General features: G+C 42.7%; 18 protein-coding genes. 5 read left to right on the forward strand and 13 right to left on the reverse strand.

What is annotated here, in order from left to right:
- The first annotated feature begins 101 nt into the window (after positions 1 to 101).
- The 3 genes from MHN79_RS01400 (at position 102) to MHN79_RS01410 (ending at position 3,318) form a co-directional block, all read left to right on the forward strand.
- Positions 102 to 1,532 (forward strand): sodium-dependent transporter, encoded by a 1,431-nt coding sequence (locus tag MHN79_RS01400; protein WP_160926967.1) that lies wholly within the window; start codon positions 102 to 104, stop codon positions 1,530 to 1,532.
- 127 nt (positions 1,533 to 1,659) lie between these two features.
- The gene (locus MHN79_RS01405; protein ID WP_239171372.1) at positions 1,660 to 2,352 is read left to right on the forward strand and encodes a TIGR01621 family pseudouridine synthase; all 693 of its coding nucleotides are present in this window, start codon (positions 1,660 to 1,662) and stop codon (positions 2,350 to 2,352) included.
- 15 nt (positions 2,353 to 2,367) lie between these two features.
- Positions 2,368 to 3,318, forward strand: a complete 951-nt coding sequence (locus MHN79_RS01410; RefSeq protein ID WP_239171373.1) for a class I SAM-dependent methyltransferase — start codon at positions 2,368 to 2,370, stop codon at positions 3,316 to 3,318.
- Here the strand turns inward: MHN79_RS01410 and MHN79_RS01415 are convergent.
- The 5 genes from MHN79_RS01415 to MHN79_RS01435 all read right to left on the reverse strand — a co-directional run bounded on the left by MHN79_RS01415 (position 3,311) and on the right by MHN79_RS01435 (position 8,197).
- Positions 3,311 to 3,916, reverse strand: a complete 606-nt coding sequence (locus MHN79_RS01415; protein ID WP_239171374.1) for a CDP-alcohol phosphatidyltransferase family protein — start codon at positions 3,914 to 3,916, stop codon at positions 3,311 to 3,313. The genes MHN79_RS01410 and MHN79_RS01415 overlap by 8 nt on opposite strands.
- The gene (locus MHN79_RS01420) at positions 3,909 to 4,556 is read right to left on the reverse strand and encodes an ATP-binding cassette domain-containing protein (RefSeq protein WP_239171375.1); all 648 of its coding nucleotides are present in this window, start codon (positions 4,554 to 4,556) and stop codon (positions 3,909 to 3,911) included. Before MHN79_RS01420 ends, MHN79_RS01415 begins: the two co-directional genes overlap by 8 nt.
- Entirely contained in the window at positions 4,522 to 6,228 is a 1,707-nt protein-coding gene (locus MHN79_RS01425) for a thiamine ABC transporter permease (protein ID WP_239171376.1), read from the reverse strand. Before MHN79_RS01425 ends, MHN79_RS01420 begins: the two co-directional genes overlap by 35 nt.
- A 20-nt stretch (positions 6,229 to 6,248) precedes the next feature.
- Positions 6,249 to 7,391, reverse strand: a complete 1,143-nt coding sequence (locus MHN79_RS01430) for an ABC transporter substrate-binding protein (RefSeq protein WP_239171377.1) — start codon at positions 7,389 to 7,391, stop codon at positions 6,249 to 6,251.
- A 359-nt stretch (positions 7,392 to 7,750) separates the two neighbouring features.
- Positions 7,751 to 8,197, reverse strand: a complete 447-nt coding sequence (locus MHN79_RS01435; RefSeq protein ID WP_239171378.1) for an META domain-containing protein — start codon at positions 8,195 to 8,197, stop codon at positions 7,751 to 7,753.
- A gap of 185 nt (positions 8,198 to 8,382) precedes the next feature.
- Between MHN79_RS01435 and MHN79_RS01440 the strand changes: the two genes are divergently transcribed.
- The gene (locus MHN79_RS01440) at positions 8,383 to 8,631 is read left to right on the forward strand and encodes a DUF1289 domain-containing protein (protein WP_239171379.1); all 249 of its coding nucleotides are present in this window, start codon (positions 8,383 to 8,385) and stop codon (positions 8,629 to 8,631) included.
- A 30-nt stretch (positions 8,632 to 8,661) separates the two neighbouring features.
- Here the strand turns inward: MHN79_RS01440 and MHN79_RS01445 are convergent, their stop codons facing one another.
- From MHN79_RS01445 to MHN79_RS01470, 6 genes are all read right to left on the reverse strand, one after another.
- Positions 8,662 to 8,877 carry a hypothetical protein gene (locus MHN79_RS01445; protein ID WP_239171380.1) on the reverse strand — a complete coding sequence of 72 codons (216 nt, stop codon included), beginning with the start codon at positions 8,875 to 8,877 and terminating at the stop codon, positions 8,662 to 8,664.
- 390 nt (positions 8,878 to 9,267) lie between these two features.
- Positions 9,268 to 9,657 carry a GspS/AspS pilotin family protein gene (locus MHN79_RS01450; protein WP_239171381.1) on the reverse strand — a complete coding sequence of 130 codons (390 nt, stop codon included), beginning with the start codon at positions 9,655 to 9,657 and terminating at the stop codon, positions 9,268 to 9,270.
- Position 9,658: 1 nt separating this feature from the next.
- Positions 9,659 to 9,955 (reverse strand): YciI family protein, encoded by a 297-nt coding sequence (locus MHN79_RS01455; protein WP_239171382.1) that lies wholly within the window; start codon positions 9,953 to 9,955, stop codon positions 9,659 to 9,661.
- A 111-nt stretch (positions 9,956 to 10,066) separates the two neighbouring features.
- Positions 10,067 to 10,465, reverse strand: a complete 399-nt coding sequence (gene yciA / locus MHN79_RS01460) for an acyl-CoA thioester hydrolase YciA (RefSeq protein ID WP_160926987.1) — start codon at positions 10,463 to 10,465, stop codon at positions 10,067 to 10,069.
- Positions 10,466 to 10,577: 112 nt separating this feature from the next.
- Positions 10,578 to 11,129, reverse strand: coding sequence for a septation protein A (locus tag MHN79_RS01465; RefSeq protein WP_239171383.1), 552 nt, complete (start codon positions 11,127 to 11,129; stop codon positions 10,578 to 10,580).
- A 181-nt stretch (positions 11,130 to 11,310) separates the two neighbouring features.
- On the reverse strand, positions 11,311 to 11,550 hold the full coding sequence (locus MHN79_RS01470) for a hypothetical protein (protein WP_114785550.1): 240 nt from the start codon (positions 11,548 to 11,550) through the stop codon (positions 11,311 to 11,313).
- Positions 11,551 to 12,118: 568 nt separating this feature from the next.
- On the opposite strand from MHN79_RS01470, the gene ihfA reads away from it, so the two are divergent.
- Positions 12,119 to 12,415 (forward strand): integration host factor subunit alpha, encoded by a 297-nt coding sequence (gene ihfA, locus MHN79_RS01475; protein WP_114785549.1) that lies wholly within the window; start codon positions 12,119 to 12,121, stop codon positions 12,413 to 12,415.
- A 96-nt stretch (positions 12,416 to 12,511) separates the two neighbouring features.
- On the opposite strand, the gene MHN79_RS01480 is transcribed toward ihfA, so the two are convergent.
- Entirely contained in the window at positions 12,512 to 12,832 is a 321-nt protein-coding gene (locus MHN79_RS01480; RefSeq protein ID WP_239171384.1) for an HI1450 family dsDNA-mimic protein, read from the reverse strand.
- Between the two features lie 2 nt (positions 12,833 to 12,834).
- Positions 12,835 to 13,401, reverse strand: coding sequence for an elongation factor P-like protein YeiP (yeiP, locus tag MHN79_RS01485; RefSeq protein ID WP_239171385.1), 567 nt, complete (start codon positions 13,399 to 13,401; stop codon positions 12,835 to 12,837).
- Between the last annotated feature and the right edge of the window lie 116 nt (positions 13,402 to 13,517).

The following is a 13,517-nucleotide window of genomic DNA, read 5'->3' on the forward strand; positions in this document are numbered from 1 at the left end:
GTTGTTAGGGCTTCATGAAAATTCTCATAGTGTATATAAATATATACACTCACTTTTTAGCGCCTAACGTATGCAAACACAACTTAATAAATGGAGTAATCGTGGCTACGAGTACAAGTACGCAACCTCGGGATACGTGGGGTTCAAAATTAGGCTTCGTAATGGCAGCTGCAGGCTCTGCGGTTGGTCTGGGCAATATATGGAAGTTTCCTTACACTGCGGGTGAAAGTGGTGGTGGTGCGTTTGTTGCCATATACCTAGTTTTCGTCATCTTTATTGGCTTTAGTGTCATGCTGACGGAGTTCGCAATAGGACGGAAAACAGGCTTGTCTGCGGTTGGTGCGTTTAAATCGACCGATCGCCGTTGGACATTTACTGGTGTGATGGGCGTGGTAAGTGGTCTACTCATCATGGGGTTCTACCCAGTTGTTGGTGGTTGGGCATTAGCCTATATCTTTAAGGTCGGGGATGGACTACTGAGTGCCCCGAGTGCCATTGGAGATAGCTTTGGCGGCTTTATCTCAGATCCTATCCAACCCATTATGTGGATGGGCATTTATCTTTTGATGAATGTTGTTATCGTCATGAGAGGGGTATCAGGTGGTATTGAGAAGGCTGGTAAGGTACTCATGCCACTCCTTTTCGTCATACTGATTATTGTTTCAGTGAAAGGTTTATCCCTTCCTGGAGCGTCTGCTGGACTTAAATTCTTGTTTACTCCAGACTTCTCTAAAGTCGATAGTAGTGTGGTACTTGCCGCTCTAGGACAAGCGTTTTTCTCTCTTAGCCTTGGCATGGGTTGTATGATGACTTACGGCTCTTACCTCAAGAAGAAAGAAAACTTAGTTCAGACAACAGGTATGGTCACTGCGATGGATACAGGTGTGGCTATTTTAGCGGGTATTGCAATGTTCCCTGCCATGTTCGCATTTGGTATGGAGCCGGCAGCAGGTCCAGGTTTGGTCTTCGTTGTTGTACCTCAGCTTTTCGCTGAAATGGGCGGAGCCATTGGTATTCTGCTTGCTTTGTTGTTCTTCATTGGTTTGACGGTTGCGGCGTTGACTTCTTCTGTTTCTCTACTGGAAGTGGTTGTTTCTTACCTTATCGATGAAAAAGGTATGAAGCGCTCAACGGCGGTACTTTCAGCAAGTGCTGTGATGTCAGTTTTGTGTGTCTTTGCCTCTCTTTCATTAGGTGGAGTAGGTCCAACGCTATTTGGCACGGGTGCGTTTGACATATTTGACTTGCTCACAGACAAGATTTTCCTTGCGGTAGGCGGAATGTTGGTGTGTATTTTTGCTGGATGGCGTTTGAACAAAGCGGATCTAGAGAAAGAGATCACCAACAATGGTGAGGTGCCTTTCCCACTGTTTGGCTTATGGTATAACCTAGTTAAGTACATTATCCCTGTTGCCATCGCCATCGTTGCTGTCATGGGTATAAAGTCAGGTTTTGATAGCGGCAAAGGCGCGATCATGTTGCTTGGCATTGGAATCATAGCTATCGCAGGTCTCTTTTCTAAGAAGCTTTAATAGATACTCGACTCTATTCCAGAATCACAGGGGTCTTGGGCCCCTGTTTTATTATCTCGCCCACCAATTTCTGGAATTAGCAGGCATAACAGGTATACTCATGCCTTCTAATTAAAGTTGCCGTTTTATGTTTGATATTCTTTTTTGTCACTCCGACTTTGTCGTCATCAATAAACACCCGCAAGTGTCAGTTCACAAAGATGATGGTGATACTATGTTGCTTCAGGAAGTGGCAAGGTCATTAGATGGGAAGCCGTTATATCTAATACATAGATTAGATAAAATGACCTCGGGCATTTTGCTACTAGCGCGAAATAGGCAGGCTGCCAGTGAGCTCTCACAGTTATTTGCAGAGCGCAAGGTTGCTAAGTTCTATTTGGCAATTGGCAGTAAGAAGCCGAAAAAGAAGCAAGGCCTAGTAAAAGGAGATATGGAACGTTCACGCCGCAGCGCATGGAAACTCTTAAATACTCAGTCTAATCCGGCTATCACCCAATTCTTTTCGGTCAGTGCTGAGCCTGGAGAGCGTCTCTTTATTTGTAAACCTTTTACCGGAAAAACCCATCAAATTCGTGTTGCTCTAAAATCGATAGGTTCACCAATCGTTGGTGATACTATCTACAATCCTTCCTGCCAAGCTAGCAGGGGATACTTGCACGCTTTTGTGATTATGTTTGATTTTCAAGGTGAAAGCTTCCGGTTTGTCTGTGATCCAAGAGACTGGACAAGTGACAAAGAGAAATGGCACCAAACAAGTGTAAGTGACAGTATACAAACTTGGCTTTCTCCTTGGGACTTGCCATGGCCAACAATAAAATAACAACAGGACTTTTCTATGCAGGTTTCAAAGCTGCCTATTTTCTTTTCTCATGTCAGTGATGCACTATTCAATGCACCCGATGAAGTTAGGCGTTTGTTTCATGGCAGAGGCCGTGTTTACCCCGGACTTGAGCAGATAACGTGCGATTGGGTAGACAGTCAGCTTTTAATTAATCTATTTAAGCCCGTTGAAGAAGCCTTCATCGAGGTGCTAAAAGCGGGAATTGATACCTTATCTCAAACTGACTCATGGCGTGCGAAAGGGGTAACTTGTGCAGCTATTCAGCATCGTTATCTTGATGGTGCGCCTTTGGAAGTGGTGTTTGGTGAACTCAATGATAAGCCTATCGTGATCGAGTCGGGTTTGAAATATCAGTTGAATATTGGCCGAAATCAAAACTTTGGTTTGTTCCTTGATATGCGCTTGGGCCGTGACTGGGTTAAGAGTCATGCGAGCAATAAAAGAGTACTCAACCTGTTTTCTTATACCTGCGGATTCTCGGTTGCGGCGATTGAAGGAGGTGCGACTCAGGTAGTGAATGTTGATATGGCCAGAGCCTCGTTGAATAAAGGTCGAGATAATCACAGACTCAATGACCACAACCTTAGTCAAGTGAAGTTTTTGGCTTACGACATATTTAAATCATGGGGGAAAATCAGAAAATTAGGTCCCTATGACTTAGTCGTTATCGACCCGCCCTCGTTTCAAAAAGGCAGCTTTGCTCTGAGCAAAGATTATATTCGAATTCTGCGTCGCCTCCCTGAGTTACTTGCTGACAGAGGCAAAGTATTGGCTTGTGTTAACTCACCACAAGTCAGTGGCGATTTCTTGATCACCAGTATGCAAGAAGCGGCGCCGCAGATCCGCTATCAGTCTCGCCTTGACAACCCAGTGGAGTTTTCAGACATCGACAGTGATGCGGCCCTTAAGGTGATGCTGTTTGAGCACCACCCTGAGACTACTTAAGAGTTTGAAAGCCTGAGTAGATACGAGTTATGGTTGTAAACCAGCACGCAATACCGAACACAACGGCAATAATAGCGAAGTACTGAGGCACTAGGCACATGGCAACAAAGCAAGCGATTGTCTCAGTGCCTTCTGTTAGCCCACTCATGTAATACAGCGATTTGTTTTTATAGATTGGATTTTCAATCCCTCGTTTACTTGCCATGACGGCAAACGCGAGAAAACTAGACCCTGTGCCGATAAAAGAAAAAATCAGAAATGCCCCTGCCACCGCGTTTTGTTCTGGATTGGCGACGACAAACCCAAATGGGATTAGAGAGTAGAATAGGAAATCTAAGCTGATATCGAGAAAACCGCCAGCGTCAGTGATCCCTTGTCGCCTTGCTAATGCTCCATCTAAACCATCACACAGTCGATTGAGGAGTATCAGAATTAAAGCCAGATCATAGTGCGTAAAATATAATGCGGGGAAGGCAAGCACACCTATTCCAAAGCCAAAAAGAGTGGTTTGGTTGGCAGTTACTCCTAGCTTATCTATTCCGGCGGCCAATAAAGCGAGTGGAGAGCGAATGATTTTTATACTGAATCTATCAAGCATTGCAAAGACTCCATGGCCAGGTAAACACTCGTCCATGTTTCGGCACGTCGTCCTCATCATGGGTTACCATAATGGTTGGAATATTCGCTTGAGCGAGCTGTTCCATGACCCAGTCGCGAAATTGCGTTCTGAGCGCTTTGTCCAACTTGCTAAAGGGTTCGTCTAGCAATGCAAGATCAGGTTTCGCAAGAAGCATTCTGACCAAGCTAATTCGGGCGCGTTGGCCTCCTGATATCTGGTCAGGAAAAGACTCTGCCAACTGCGAAAGCTCGACTTTGCTGAGTGCCGATAGCGCTTCTTGATACCTTTGCTCACCTTTAACATGGTTTGGAAGGGCAAATGCGAGATTTTGCCAGATGTTTAAGTGTGGGAACAAAAGATCATCTTGAAAGAGAATACCGACCTTTCTTTTGTGTGGTTCAAGTACTTCCAGATTTCGTCCGTTAAGCATAATATGACCTGAGTGAGTAAACTCAGGGCCTAAGTGGCCAGCAATCAAACTCAGCAATGTAGACTTTCCACACCCACTTGGCCCCATTAGGCAGATCACTTCGTTTGCAGAGGCCGAAAATGTTATGTCTGACAACAGTTTGTCGCCATTATTTTTATAGATGGCGATGTTTTCTAATGACAGCGTCATGTGAAACGGTATCCCTTTTGGTCTTTCTACGGTATGTTCGACGCCCTGCTAATGCACTCATTCCAATAGCTGTAGCGAAGAAAATAAATGGCAGCAACGCTTGCCAAATGGCATAAATAGCGGTGACTCGCCTGTCAAAGCCGCTCGACAAAGCCACGGCTTCTGTGGTTATTGTTGTGATTCGACCCCCACCCAACATGAGAGTCGGTAAATATTGCGCTAAGCTGACACTGGCACCAACTGCCCAAGCATACCAAATGGCGGGAAGTAACAATTTTACCTTCACTTTGAAAAAAACCATGAGGGGCGTTTGGCCCAAACTTAGTGCGACTTTACTAAATTGATGGTTATAACTATGCCAAGGGCCATCTAGTGCCAAATACATGAGGGGGAATGCGAAGAATACATGTGACCAGATTACCCATAGATAATAGCTGCTGTCTGACAAATACAAGCTGGCTACTTGAATGCCAAATAATATAGAAAGCTGAGGGATAAGCATAGGTAAAGCAATAATATATTTGGGTAAATGTATTTTAAACTTGAGTCGACATTCGTGTGCCAATACGGCGAATATTAAGCCGATACATGCCGTCATGGCTGCAATAGCAAGACTTTGCCCTATGGTAGGGAGGATATTGTCCCACTCATTGGTCCAAAATCTCATACTATAGCGAGATGGAAGCATATCTGGGAAACGCCAGCGTTGAGCGAAACTCCAAATGATCATCAGTGGCAGCATAATCCCAGCCAAGATTACTGAAAAAGTAAATACACTTTTACCAGGCAGATTAGTGCCATGTCGCCCAGAAAACTGCCAATTTCCCCAAGATCCTACAACGACTTTTTCTATTAGAACAACCAATGCTAATAACAAACTTGCTATGCAAAAGAGCATCACGGCACCGGTTGCCGCTCGTGGGATGAGGGAGAGATCTGGGTCGCTAAACCATTGCCATACTAAAACGGCAAGTGTAGGAGGATTGGTTGGGCCAAGGATTAAACTTAAGTCAACGACAGATACGCCGTAAGCAATCACAGCAAACAGAGCAAAGCGCATCTTGACTAGCCACTGAGGTAAAATGGCTTTCCACCACATTTGTATCGGTGAATAACCAAGCGAAGTACTGACCTTATGGACTCGATCTACGCTTAGTTGATGTAAAACAGGAATACTCATCAAAAGGAGAAAAGGCACTTCTTTTAATGTTAGCGCTATTGTTAAGCCCAGTGCATAAGGGTCATGTACCAACCATGCTGAGTTTTGTGTATCTGGAGTGAAAGCCGTGAGCTCAACTAAAACGCGTGCCAGTATACCTGTCGGGGCAAAAAGAAATGCAAAACCAATCGCAAACGCAACATGAGGCATAGCCAGTAGGGGAGCAAGCAGAGTTTCTACTTTTGACCAATGTCTGCCTAACCATAACTTTTGCAAAATCGCAAAACAGATAAAACACGAGAGATAGGTACTTACAATAGCGCTAAATAGGGTCAGTAGAACCGATTTATGGATCCCCGGCCAAGAAAAAAAATTGGCGTAATGGGACAATGACCAATCGAATAGTCCAACTGGTGGAACGTATCCTAACGATGAGAGCATGACACCGACTAGCCCAGGGACAGTCGGCACAATGCAAATAAGGATTAATGCTAAATATGCGGCTCTATACATTTGGCTATATCATTGCAGCTCTAGTTGCCGTAGCGTTTTTGCCATTCATCCTCTAACGCGGTCTGCCAGCTTGGATGTGGTTCAGCAATCGACTTAAATAGAGAAGTTTTTTGAGCACTTCCAGTCAAGAACTGGTTGTTTAGGACTGATGGATCTCCCCATACAGAGATGTCACCTTTTCGAGATTGTGCCTCAGGGCTTAACAAAAAATTAATAGCGATAAGCGCTCCTTCTTTGGCATTTGCATTCCACGGAATAGCCAAAAAGTGGATATTAGAAAGCGCACCTGCATCCATTGCATAAACGGCGGTCGTTTTGGCTAAATTGCCACTGATTTGAGAAGAATAGACAGAGTTTGGGTTGAAGGTGATGGCAAGATCCAGTTGGCCGTCATCAAGCAACTGTACGGTTTCTGCCGCGCTTGCGGGAAATTGTTGCCCTTTACGCCACGCAACGTTATGAAATTCATCTAAATATTGCCATAACGAACTAGTGACTGCATTAAAATCGACCTTGTCTACTGGCTGCGATAGGGAAGGGTCATTGTTGGTTAGTTCGATAAGTAAGGCCTTTAGGAAGCTTGTGCCATGAAAGGCGGGTGGCTTGGGGTAGCTTAATCGATTTGGAAACGCTTTTGCGTAGCTAAGCATTTCATTGAAAGATGCGGGAGGATTGTTTAACTTGACCTTGTCATGGATAAAGACGAGCTGGCCTACTCCCCATGGAGCTTCAAGTCCCTCTGTAGGCTCTGAAAAATCGCTATCAACAGGAAGTGATTTGTTCACTTTTTCCCAGTTTGGTAGGCGTTCAACGAAAGGGCCAAATAATAATTGGTTGTTTTTCATGGATTTGAAGTTTTCACCATTGATCCAGACCAAATCGACGCTTCCTTGTGTGTTTTTTTCGGCCGCTTTTTCTGCTATCAAACGAGAGGTCGTTTCAGCGATATCAGACACCTTTACATGTTTGAGTGTCACACCATATTCTTTTTGTAGCCTTTTGTTTGCCCACCTAAGGTAGTTGTTAATTTCTTGACTACCTCCCCAAGCATGAAAGTAAACAGTTTGTCCGTTTGCTTTCTGCGTTACGTCTTGCCAACTGGTTTCTGCCATCAGGTTTAGAGAGAAAAGTAAAATAGAAAAAAGTGTGATCAGCTTTGTCATGATGGTCCTTTTAAAAATCGTATTCCCGACGCCTTGATAGACCGTTCTATCCGTCGCTTTCATTCATTATGACGGAAAAAATTTATTTTTTTTAACTATTTGAGATAAGTGAAGGAAAAACAACCAGTCTTGCTCAAAGCTAGTTGATTGCTGGTCGTTGAGGTTTGCTCGCGATAAAGTATTCTTACAAATCTATGGAAAGTTGATGTATCTCTTGGCTTCTACCCAAATATTCAGTGTCTCAATGAACACGGTAAGTCATAAAAGTGAGATTAAAGTCAGAAGGTTTAGAGTCGGATATGAAAAACCCTTATGAACAGGAAGAGCATAAGGGCTTGAGTTAAGGGAGGTGTTTAAACTTATTTTTTCCAGTCTTTTAGCTTGAATGTGAGAGTGTGTGTCTCGTTCATTAGTACCAAGCTGTCTTTAGTCAGAGTGATATCACTCCATTGTGACAATGTTTTAGAAAATGTTTGCTCAAGGTTCATTGATTCGCCGATACACATTTTCATCGTCATGCCCATCTTGGCGATGCGCAACTGGTTATTTTTTAACTCTGCTTGGCCAAAGAAATTATTGCAGCCAGCGTTGCCATTTGCCATTAGCTTTTCACCAATTTCTAGACGCGGCTTTTTATGCCCTTCGACTGAAGGTATCATTTCACCATCAACACTAACCAGTTCCCAATTATGATGCTGAAGATCTTGGGCTGTAATTTGTTTTTCGCCGCTACCATTGCTTGCACATGCTGTCATCATAATAGGGAGAGCAACAGCAGCAAGTAATGTTTTTGGACTAAACTTCATAGTAGGAAACTCCGGAATATAAATACCTATATCGACAATTAGACGATTTTTATGCCTCAAAGTATAGGTGAAAACGCTTAGGTTTTGTCAGTCTAGAGTCATGGTTTATTTATCATTTCGTAGTGTAATATGCTAAGCGATTGAACGTACAATCTAGCGCAATAAACCTGTACAGAGAGGATATTATGGAACAGTTAGAACTTTTTTCTGTGCCGAGTCCTTGTGTAGGAGTGTGCACCACGGATGATAAGGGGTATTGTAAAGGCTGCATGCGCAAGCGAGAAGAGCGCTTCAATTGGTTATCGTTTTCGCCAGCAGAGCAGCTACATATCATAAAGCTTTGTCGTCAACGTTACAGGCGAAAATTGGCAAACAACAGGGAAGAACAAGAAGTGACGCTGTCACCAATTAATCCCCAGCAAGACTTGTTTTAGCGTGCCACCATGTATGGTCTGTAGGGGCTTCTATTCCCAGTCATCACTGACCCAACCGCCAATATTTTCATCGAAATGGTTGCCATGAAACCTATGAGGATGCTCGTTCTGATTTTGAGGATTGGACTTGGTGTCGAGAAGCTCATGGATATAGCTCGCCATAGGATCATTACACTCTAACCTTTCTTTCTTTGTTGCAATCTCTTTTATTAACTGTAAACGGTAGGAGTTGCTTGCGCGTTTCATTGGCGGCACCTGTCGTTGCTCTCACACTCAAACATTAGGAGTGGGAAAGTTAGTCGTCAACACTGGAAAATCGTGGAAAGTTATGGATTACTTTTGAGTCAATATGCATTTGGCTTATCAACTAGTGATAATATTGTTGACTAACTTGTACTTAGATAATTAGACCGATGTAGGAAGTACTTTGTCTGTCATAAAAAGTTCATAAAACAACCGATGGAATGATATTCATCTGTGGCCATGTCACTAGGGGTTTTAAAAAATATCTTGAAGAAAGGATTAAAATGATGGCCGTGCATAGAGCAAAGGAAAGTCATTACAGTAATGACTTTCCTTTCTTGACATGCTGGGGCTGCAGCTATCGAAGCCCCAGTTTAGAGTATGAAAAGGTGATTACTTGGCCTGACATGTTTGCTTCGAGACAATTTGGTCAACCATTAACTGACCTCTAGTATTGCGCATTTTTATTCTGTAGGTTAGGCCTACATCCAAGTTATCTTTAGTTTCCTCATCGCTGCAGTAACTCTGAATGCTAGTCTTGAGCACATGTTGAATTGGTTTTGCTTTTGGGGCATCCTGATTGTAAACCATCATTATTTCTATCATAGTCCCCTTAGAATTGGCTCTTAAGATAGAAAGTGGGCCTACCTCCATTGGAAGCTCTGCAGCGATTACACTGGCTCTGCTATGAGCTAACATTTCAAGCTGACGTTGTTCTCCTGAAGAGGAGCATCCAGCAACTATAGAGGCTGCTAGTATTCCGAGGATAATATTGAATTTCATTTTAGAACACTTTTTTGTACGGCTTAATTGTCACCTGTTTATAAACACCAGCATCAACGTAAGGGTCTGCATCTGCCCAGTCTTGCGCTTGTTGGAGTGATTCAAATTCTGCAATAACGGTTGAACCTGAGAAGCCAGCTTCACCTGGGTCATTTGAGTCTATCGCTGGCATAGGGCCAGCCGTGAGTAGACGGCCTTCGTCTTGAAGCTCTTGTAAACGAGCTAAATGAGCAGGTCGAGCACCCAGTCTTTTTTCGAGCGAATCTTCAACATCTTGAGAAAAAATTACGTACCACATATTGCTGTCCTCATATTTAAATTTGTTGAGAGGCATTGCCTAAAGCCTTTTAAGCCTAACTGTACAGAATGTAACAGCTTTTAAAAGAGGGTCTGACAATAAACTGTGAAATTAGTTCTGTTCGATTGCGCGAGGTCTACCTTCTGTATCTATCGCAACATAGTTAAATGTTGCATCACAGACCATGAAGCGTTCTCCTATGCCATGCTCTTTTATGGGCTTTACCCATACTTCTAAGTCGATATTCATCGAACTTCTTCCGATTTTTCGACATTTTCCGTAGCAGCATACGACATCACCAACGCGGACTGGCTTTTTAAACGTGATACCAGATACAGATACAGTGACAATACGTCCTCCCGAAATCTCTTTTGCCAGAATACCTCCTGCTAAATCGAGTTGCGACATTATCCAACCCCCAAATATATCACCGTTCGCATTCGTATCTGCAGGCATGGCTAAAGTGCGTAGTAGAAGTTGACCACGCGGAGAACTGATGGTTTGACTCATAATTGACATCCATAAAATAAAACAGCGACCAAAATGGTCGCTAAAAGCCCCTTAGGGAGATATTTAGATCTTGTTGCGTATCTAAATATGATTATATCAATTCACAATGAAACTAGTCACCAGGATTCGACTCGGATTTTTGTTTTGGTAAGTGTTTGTATATATAAACACCAGTAATGACGGTAAAACCAAAGGTTGCAGCTAACAGTCCAAATACTTTGAAATTGACCCATACATCGAGGGGAAGTTCGTATGCGACATAAATGTTGAGGCCCGCACAAAATGAAAAGAATACAACCCAAGCCCAAGTTACTTTTGCCCACACATTATCGGGGAGACTAATCTCTTTGCCTAGCATCCCTTTGATTGCCGATTTACCTATGGCATGACTGATGGCAAGACCAAGAGCAAAAACCACATATACTATCGTTACTTTCCATTTGATGAAGTTGTCATCGTGAAGGAAAATCGTCATGCCGCCAAACAAAGCAACCATGACGAAAGTAATTAATTGCATTTTCTCTACTTTTTTATACAGCAAGTAGGTGAGTATGACCTGAACTGCTGTAGCAATAATCAGTGCTCCAGTCGCAACATATATGTCTTGCATCTTATAGAGCACAAAAAAGATAATTAGTGGGATAAAATCTAATAGTTGTTTCATTGCAAATTTCTAAAGTTTCAACATTGGAGACAGTCTAACTAAATATGGGCGATGAAAATAGGCCTTGGAAGCATTATGAGACAAACTTGTTGGAACTTAGGTACATGTCTAGTGAAGAACTAGTTATTTGACTCTGTTTTTTTGCGGCTTAGCTGACTAAGGTCAGCCAAGCCGCTTTTTGTTAATACACTTCTAGAGATGAGATCATGAGTTTAATGTCTTCGAGGTAACCCTCTTCTCGCAGATTTGACACGGCTACCTTTAGCTCCTCGTTACTCATGGCAAAGCAGCTTGATTTGCCTGTCATGTGGTTTAAGTAGTCATGGTATTCATGCTCTGTAAAGTGGCCGAGTCTATCTACCAATAAACATTTGATCCCATGATGAATAAGTCTGTAGTACGTATGACGATGAAGTTCCATATCAGGCCTCTCCTAGCTATGCCAATCTGATAACTGCTCAGAAAGGGTGTGGCTTCGACAAAATGTTGCCACTTATGATTGATAAGTTACTCAAAGCATAATGAATGCCAAATGCTAATTGTTTATCTCCTATCATAGTTTTATTCATACTTTTTAATTAGTTAGGATAAAGCGTGGAGTCGAGTAACGGAGGATGTAAATTCACAATTCTTATTGCTTTTTGTCGTTAACAGACAGTTTTCAAATTGCAAGTCGTTTTGAGATTGAAAAAAAGAACAAATTTTATTTTCTCCGATACCACTTATTTCATGTTTGATTATTAAGCTATTCTTCATTTTAATATATTGAAAATTAAGCTTTTAATGAACCAGTACTGGATGAAATGTGTTTTTCATTATGATAGAATTAACATTAAAGGCGTATTCAGCCAATAAAAAAGTTGGCGTAAATCAGAAGGTTGGCATACACTTTCCCAAGTGTGGCCGATATGTTGTTGATTGGCTGAGCAAAATGCTTTGGCGCTGCCGAAAACGGCAGCAATGTTAAACACAGCTTTGAGGAAAGTTTTATGGCGCTCACAAAGGCCGATTTGGCTGAGAACCTGTTTGAAAAGCTCGGATACAGTAAACGGGATGCCAAGGAAACGGTTGAGGCGTTTTTCGAAGAGATTCGTAAGGCACTGGAAAGTGGCGAACAGGTAAAACTGTCTGGATTTGGAAATTTCGATCTACGCGAAAAAAATGAACGACCGGGTCGAAACCCAAAGACAGGTGAAGACATTCCAATTAGTGCTCGCCGCGTTGTTACCTTCCGCCCTGGGCAAAAATTGAAGGCTCGCGTTGAAAATGCAAAGGTGAAAGGCTGAAGTTTTTAAGCTGACTGCTTATTCAGTTGGGACACTAATATTCTAGAAGACGGAGTGATACTAGACCCGTCTTCTAGTTATATGTGGTATTTTAGTTTAGTCACGTTTCCACAGAGCGTGGCAAAACTTATGTTCCGGATCTCTGCTGATTAGCAGACGGGCAAACACGTCATCAAGAGTATCGTCTTCCTCATTGACTAAGCCTATTCTCACTTCAGCGTACAGACTTTTATCAACATCGAACCCGACATGGTGTGACCAGTCATCGCCAGTTTCAACCAATTCTGCTGCTCCTCTGTCATCGAACTGCGCAGTAAAAATGATGACATCGGCAGGTTCGAGATTGTCTGGTGCCATCTCGAGAAATATATCATAAGCTGTTTCTATGGCGTCGTCATAGGACATCAGTGTGGACATAATTACGCTCGGCTCATATATTTGCGTTCAGCCGTATTGATCACAATACGATCACCTGTTGCAATGTATTCGGGAACTTGTACTGTCAAACCAGTCGCAAAGCGAGCGGGTTTTGTTCTTGCAGAAGCAGAAGCACCTTTAATAGATGGATCCGTTTCTTCAATCACAAGCTCAACGGAAGCGGGAAGCTCAAGACCAACGGCATTGTTGTCGACAACAATGACGTGAAGACCTTGAATCTCCTCGGTAACAAATAGCAACTCATCTTCAATATCAGACTTCTTAAATGTGAACTGGGTATAGTCTTCATTGTCCATGAATATGTATTCATCACCATCTATATATGAGAATGCAACCGCTCGTTTGAACATGTCGACAGTATCGACCACATCATCAGACTTGAACCTTTCATCGACGCGTCCACCACTAGACAAATCCAAACAGCGCAATTTATATATTTTTGCTCCTCCTCGACCTCCAGGAGTGGTGACTTCAATATCTTTGATTAGCAGTGTTTTGCTGTTTGATTCGATAGCAAAACCTTTTTTAAGCTCGCTTGCCCTTGGCATGAATATATATCCTTAGCATGGAATGGAATTGTCGTATTATATACACAGAGTTTAAACGAAGGAATATCTTGATTCGTTCCAATGTGTGGGCGAACATTAGAAGAACCAGAGTCTAA

The organism is Vibrio sp. Of14-4 (genome assembly GCF_022347625.1).
GTDB lineage: Bacteria > Pseudomonadota > Gammaproteobacteria > Enterobacterales > Vibrionaceae > Vibrio > Vibrio pristinus.

Bases quoted from the DNA above. Each gene is read 5' to 3' on its own strand.
- MHN79_RS01415 (WP_239171374.1), bottom strand. From the start codon at position 3,916: ATGCTTGATAGATTCAGTATAAAAATCATTCGCTCTCCACTCGCTTTA.
- MHN79_RS01440 (WP_239171379.1), top strand. From the start codon at position 8,383: ATGGAACAGTTAGAACTTTTTTCTGTGCCGAGTCCTTGTGTAGGAGTG.
- yciA (WP_160926987.1), bottom strand. From the start codon at position 10,465: ATGAGTCAAACCATCAGTTCTCCGCGTGGTCAACTTCTACTACGCACT.
- MHN79_RS01480 (WP_239171384.1), bottom strand. From the start codon at position 12,832: ATGTCCACACTGATGTCCTATGACGACGCCATAGAAACAGCTTATGAT.
- yeiP (WP_239171385.1), bottom strand. From the start codon at position 13,401: ATGCCAAGGGCAAGCGAGCTTAAAAAAGGTTTTGCTATCGAATCAAAC.
- MHN79_RS01425 (WP_239171376.1), bottom strand. From the start codon at position 6,228: ATGTATAGAGCCGCATATTTAGCATTAATCCTTATTTGCATTGTGCCG.
- MHN79_RS01410 (WP_239171373.1), top strand. From the start codon at position 2,368: ATGCAGGTTTCAAAGCTGCCTATTTTCTTTTCTCATGTCAGTGATGCA.
- MHN79_RS01445 (WP_239171380.1), bottom strand. From the start codon at position 8,877: ATGAAACGCGCAAGCAACTCCTACCGTTTACAGTTAATAAAAGAGATT.
- MHN79_RS01470 (WP_114785550.1), bottom strand. From the start codon at position 11,550: ATGGAACTTCATCGTCATACGTACTACAGACTTATTCATCATGGGATC.
- MHN79_RS01465 (WP_239171383.1), bottom strand. From the start codon at position 11,129: ATGAAACAACTATTAGATTTTATCCCACTAATTATCTTTTTTGTGCTC.
- ihfA (WP_114785549.1), top strand. From the start codon at position 12,119: ATGGCGCTCACAAAGGCCGATTTGGCTGAGAACCTGTTTGAAAAGCTC.
- MHN79_RS01455 (WP_239171382.1), bottom strand. From the start codon at position 9,955: ATGTGGTACGTAATTTTTTCTCAAGATGTTGAAGATTCGCTCGAAAAA.
- MHN79_RS01430 (WP_239171377.1), bottom strand. From the start codon at position 7,391: ATGACAAAGCTGATCACACTTTTTTCTATTTTACTTTTCTCTCTAAAC.
- MHN79_RS01435 (WP_239171378.1), bottom strand. From the start codon at position 8,197: ATGAAGTTTAGTCCAAAAACATTACTTGCTGCTGTTGCTCTCCCTATT.
- MHN79_RS01405 (WP_239171372.1), top strand. From the start codon at position 1,660: ATGTTTGATATTCTTTTTTGTCACTCCGACTTTGTCGTCATCAATAAA.
- MHN79_RS01420 (WP_239171375.1), bottom strand. From the start codon at position 4,556: ATGACGCTGTCATTAGAAAACATCGCCATCTATAAAAATAATGGCGAC.
- MHN79_RS01450 (WP_239171381.1), bottom strand. From the start codon at position 9,657: ATGAAATTCAATATTATCCTCGGAATACTAGCAGCCTCTATAGTTGCT.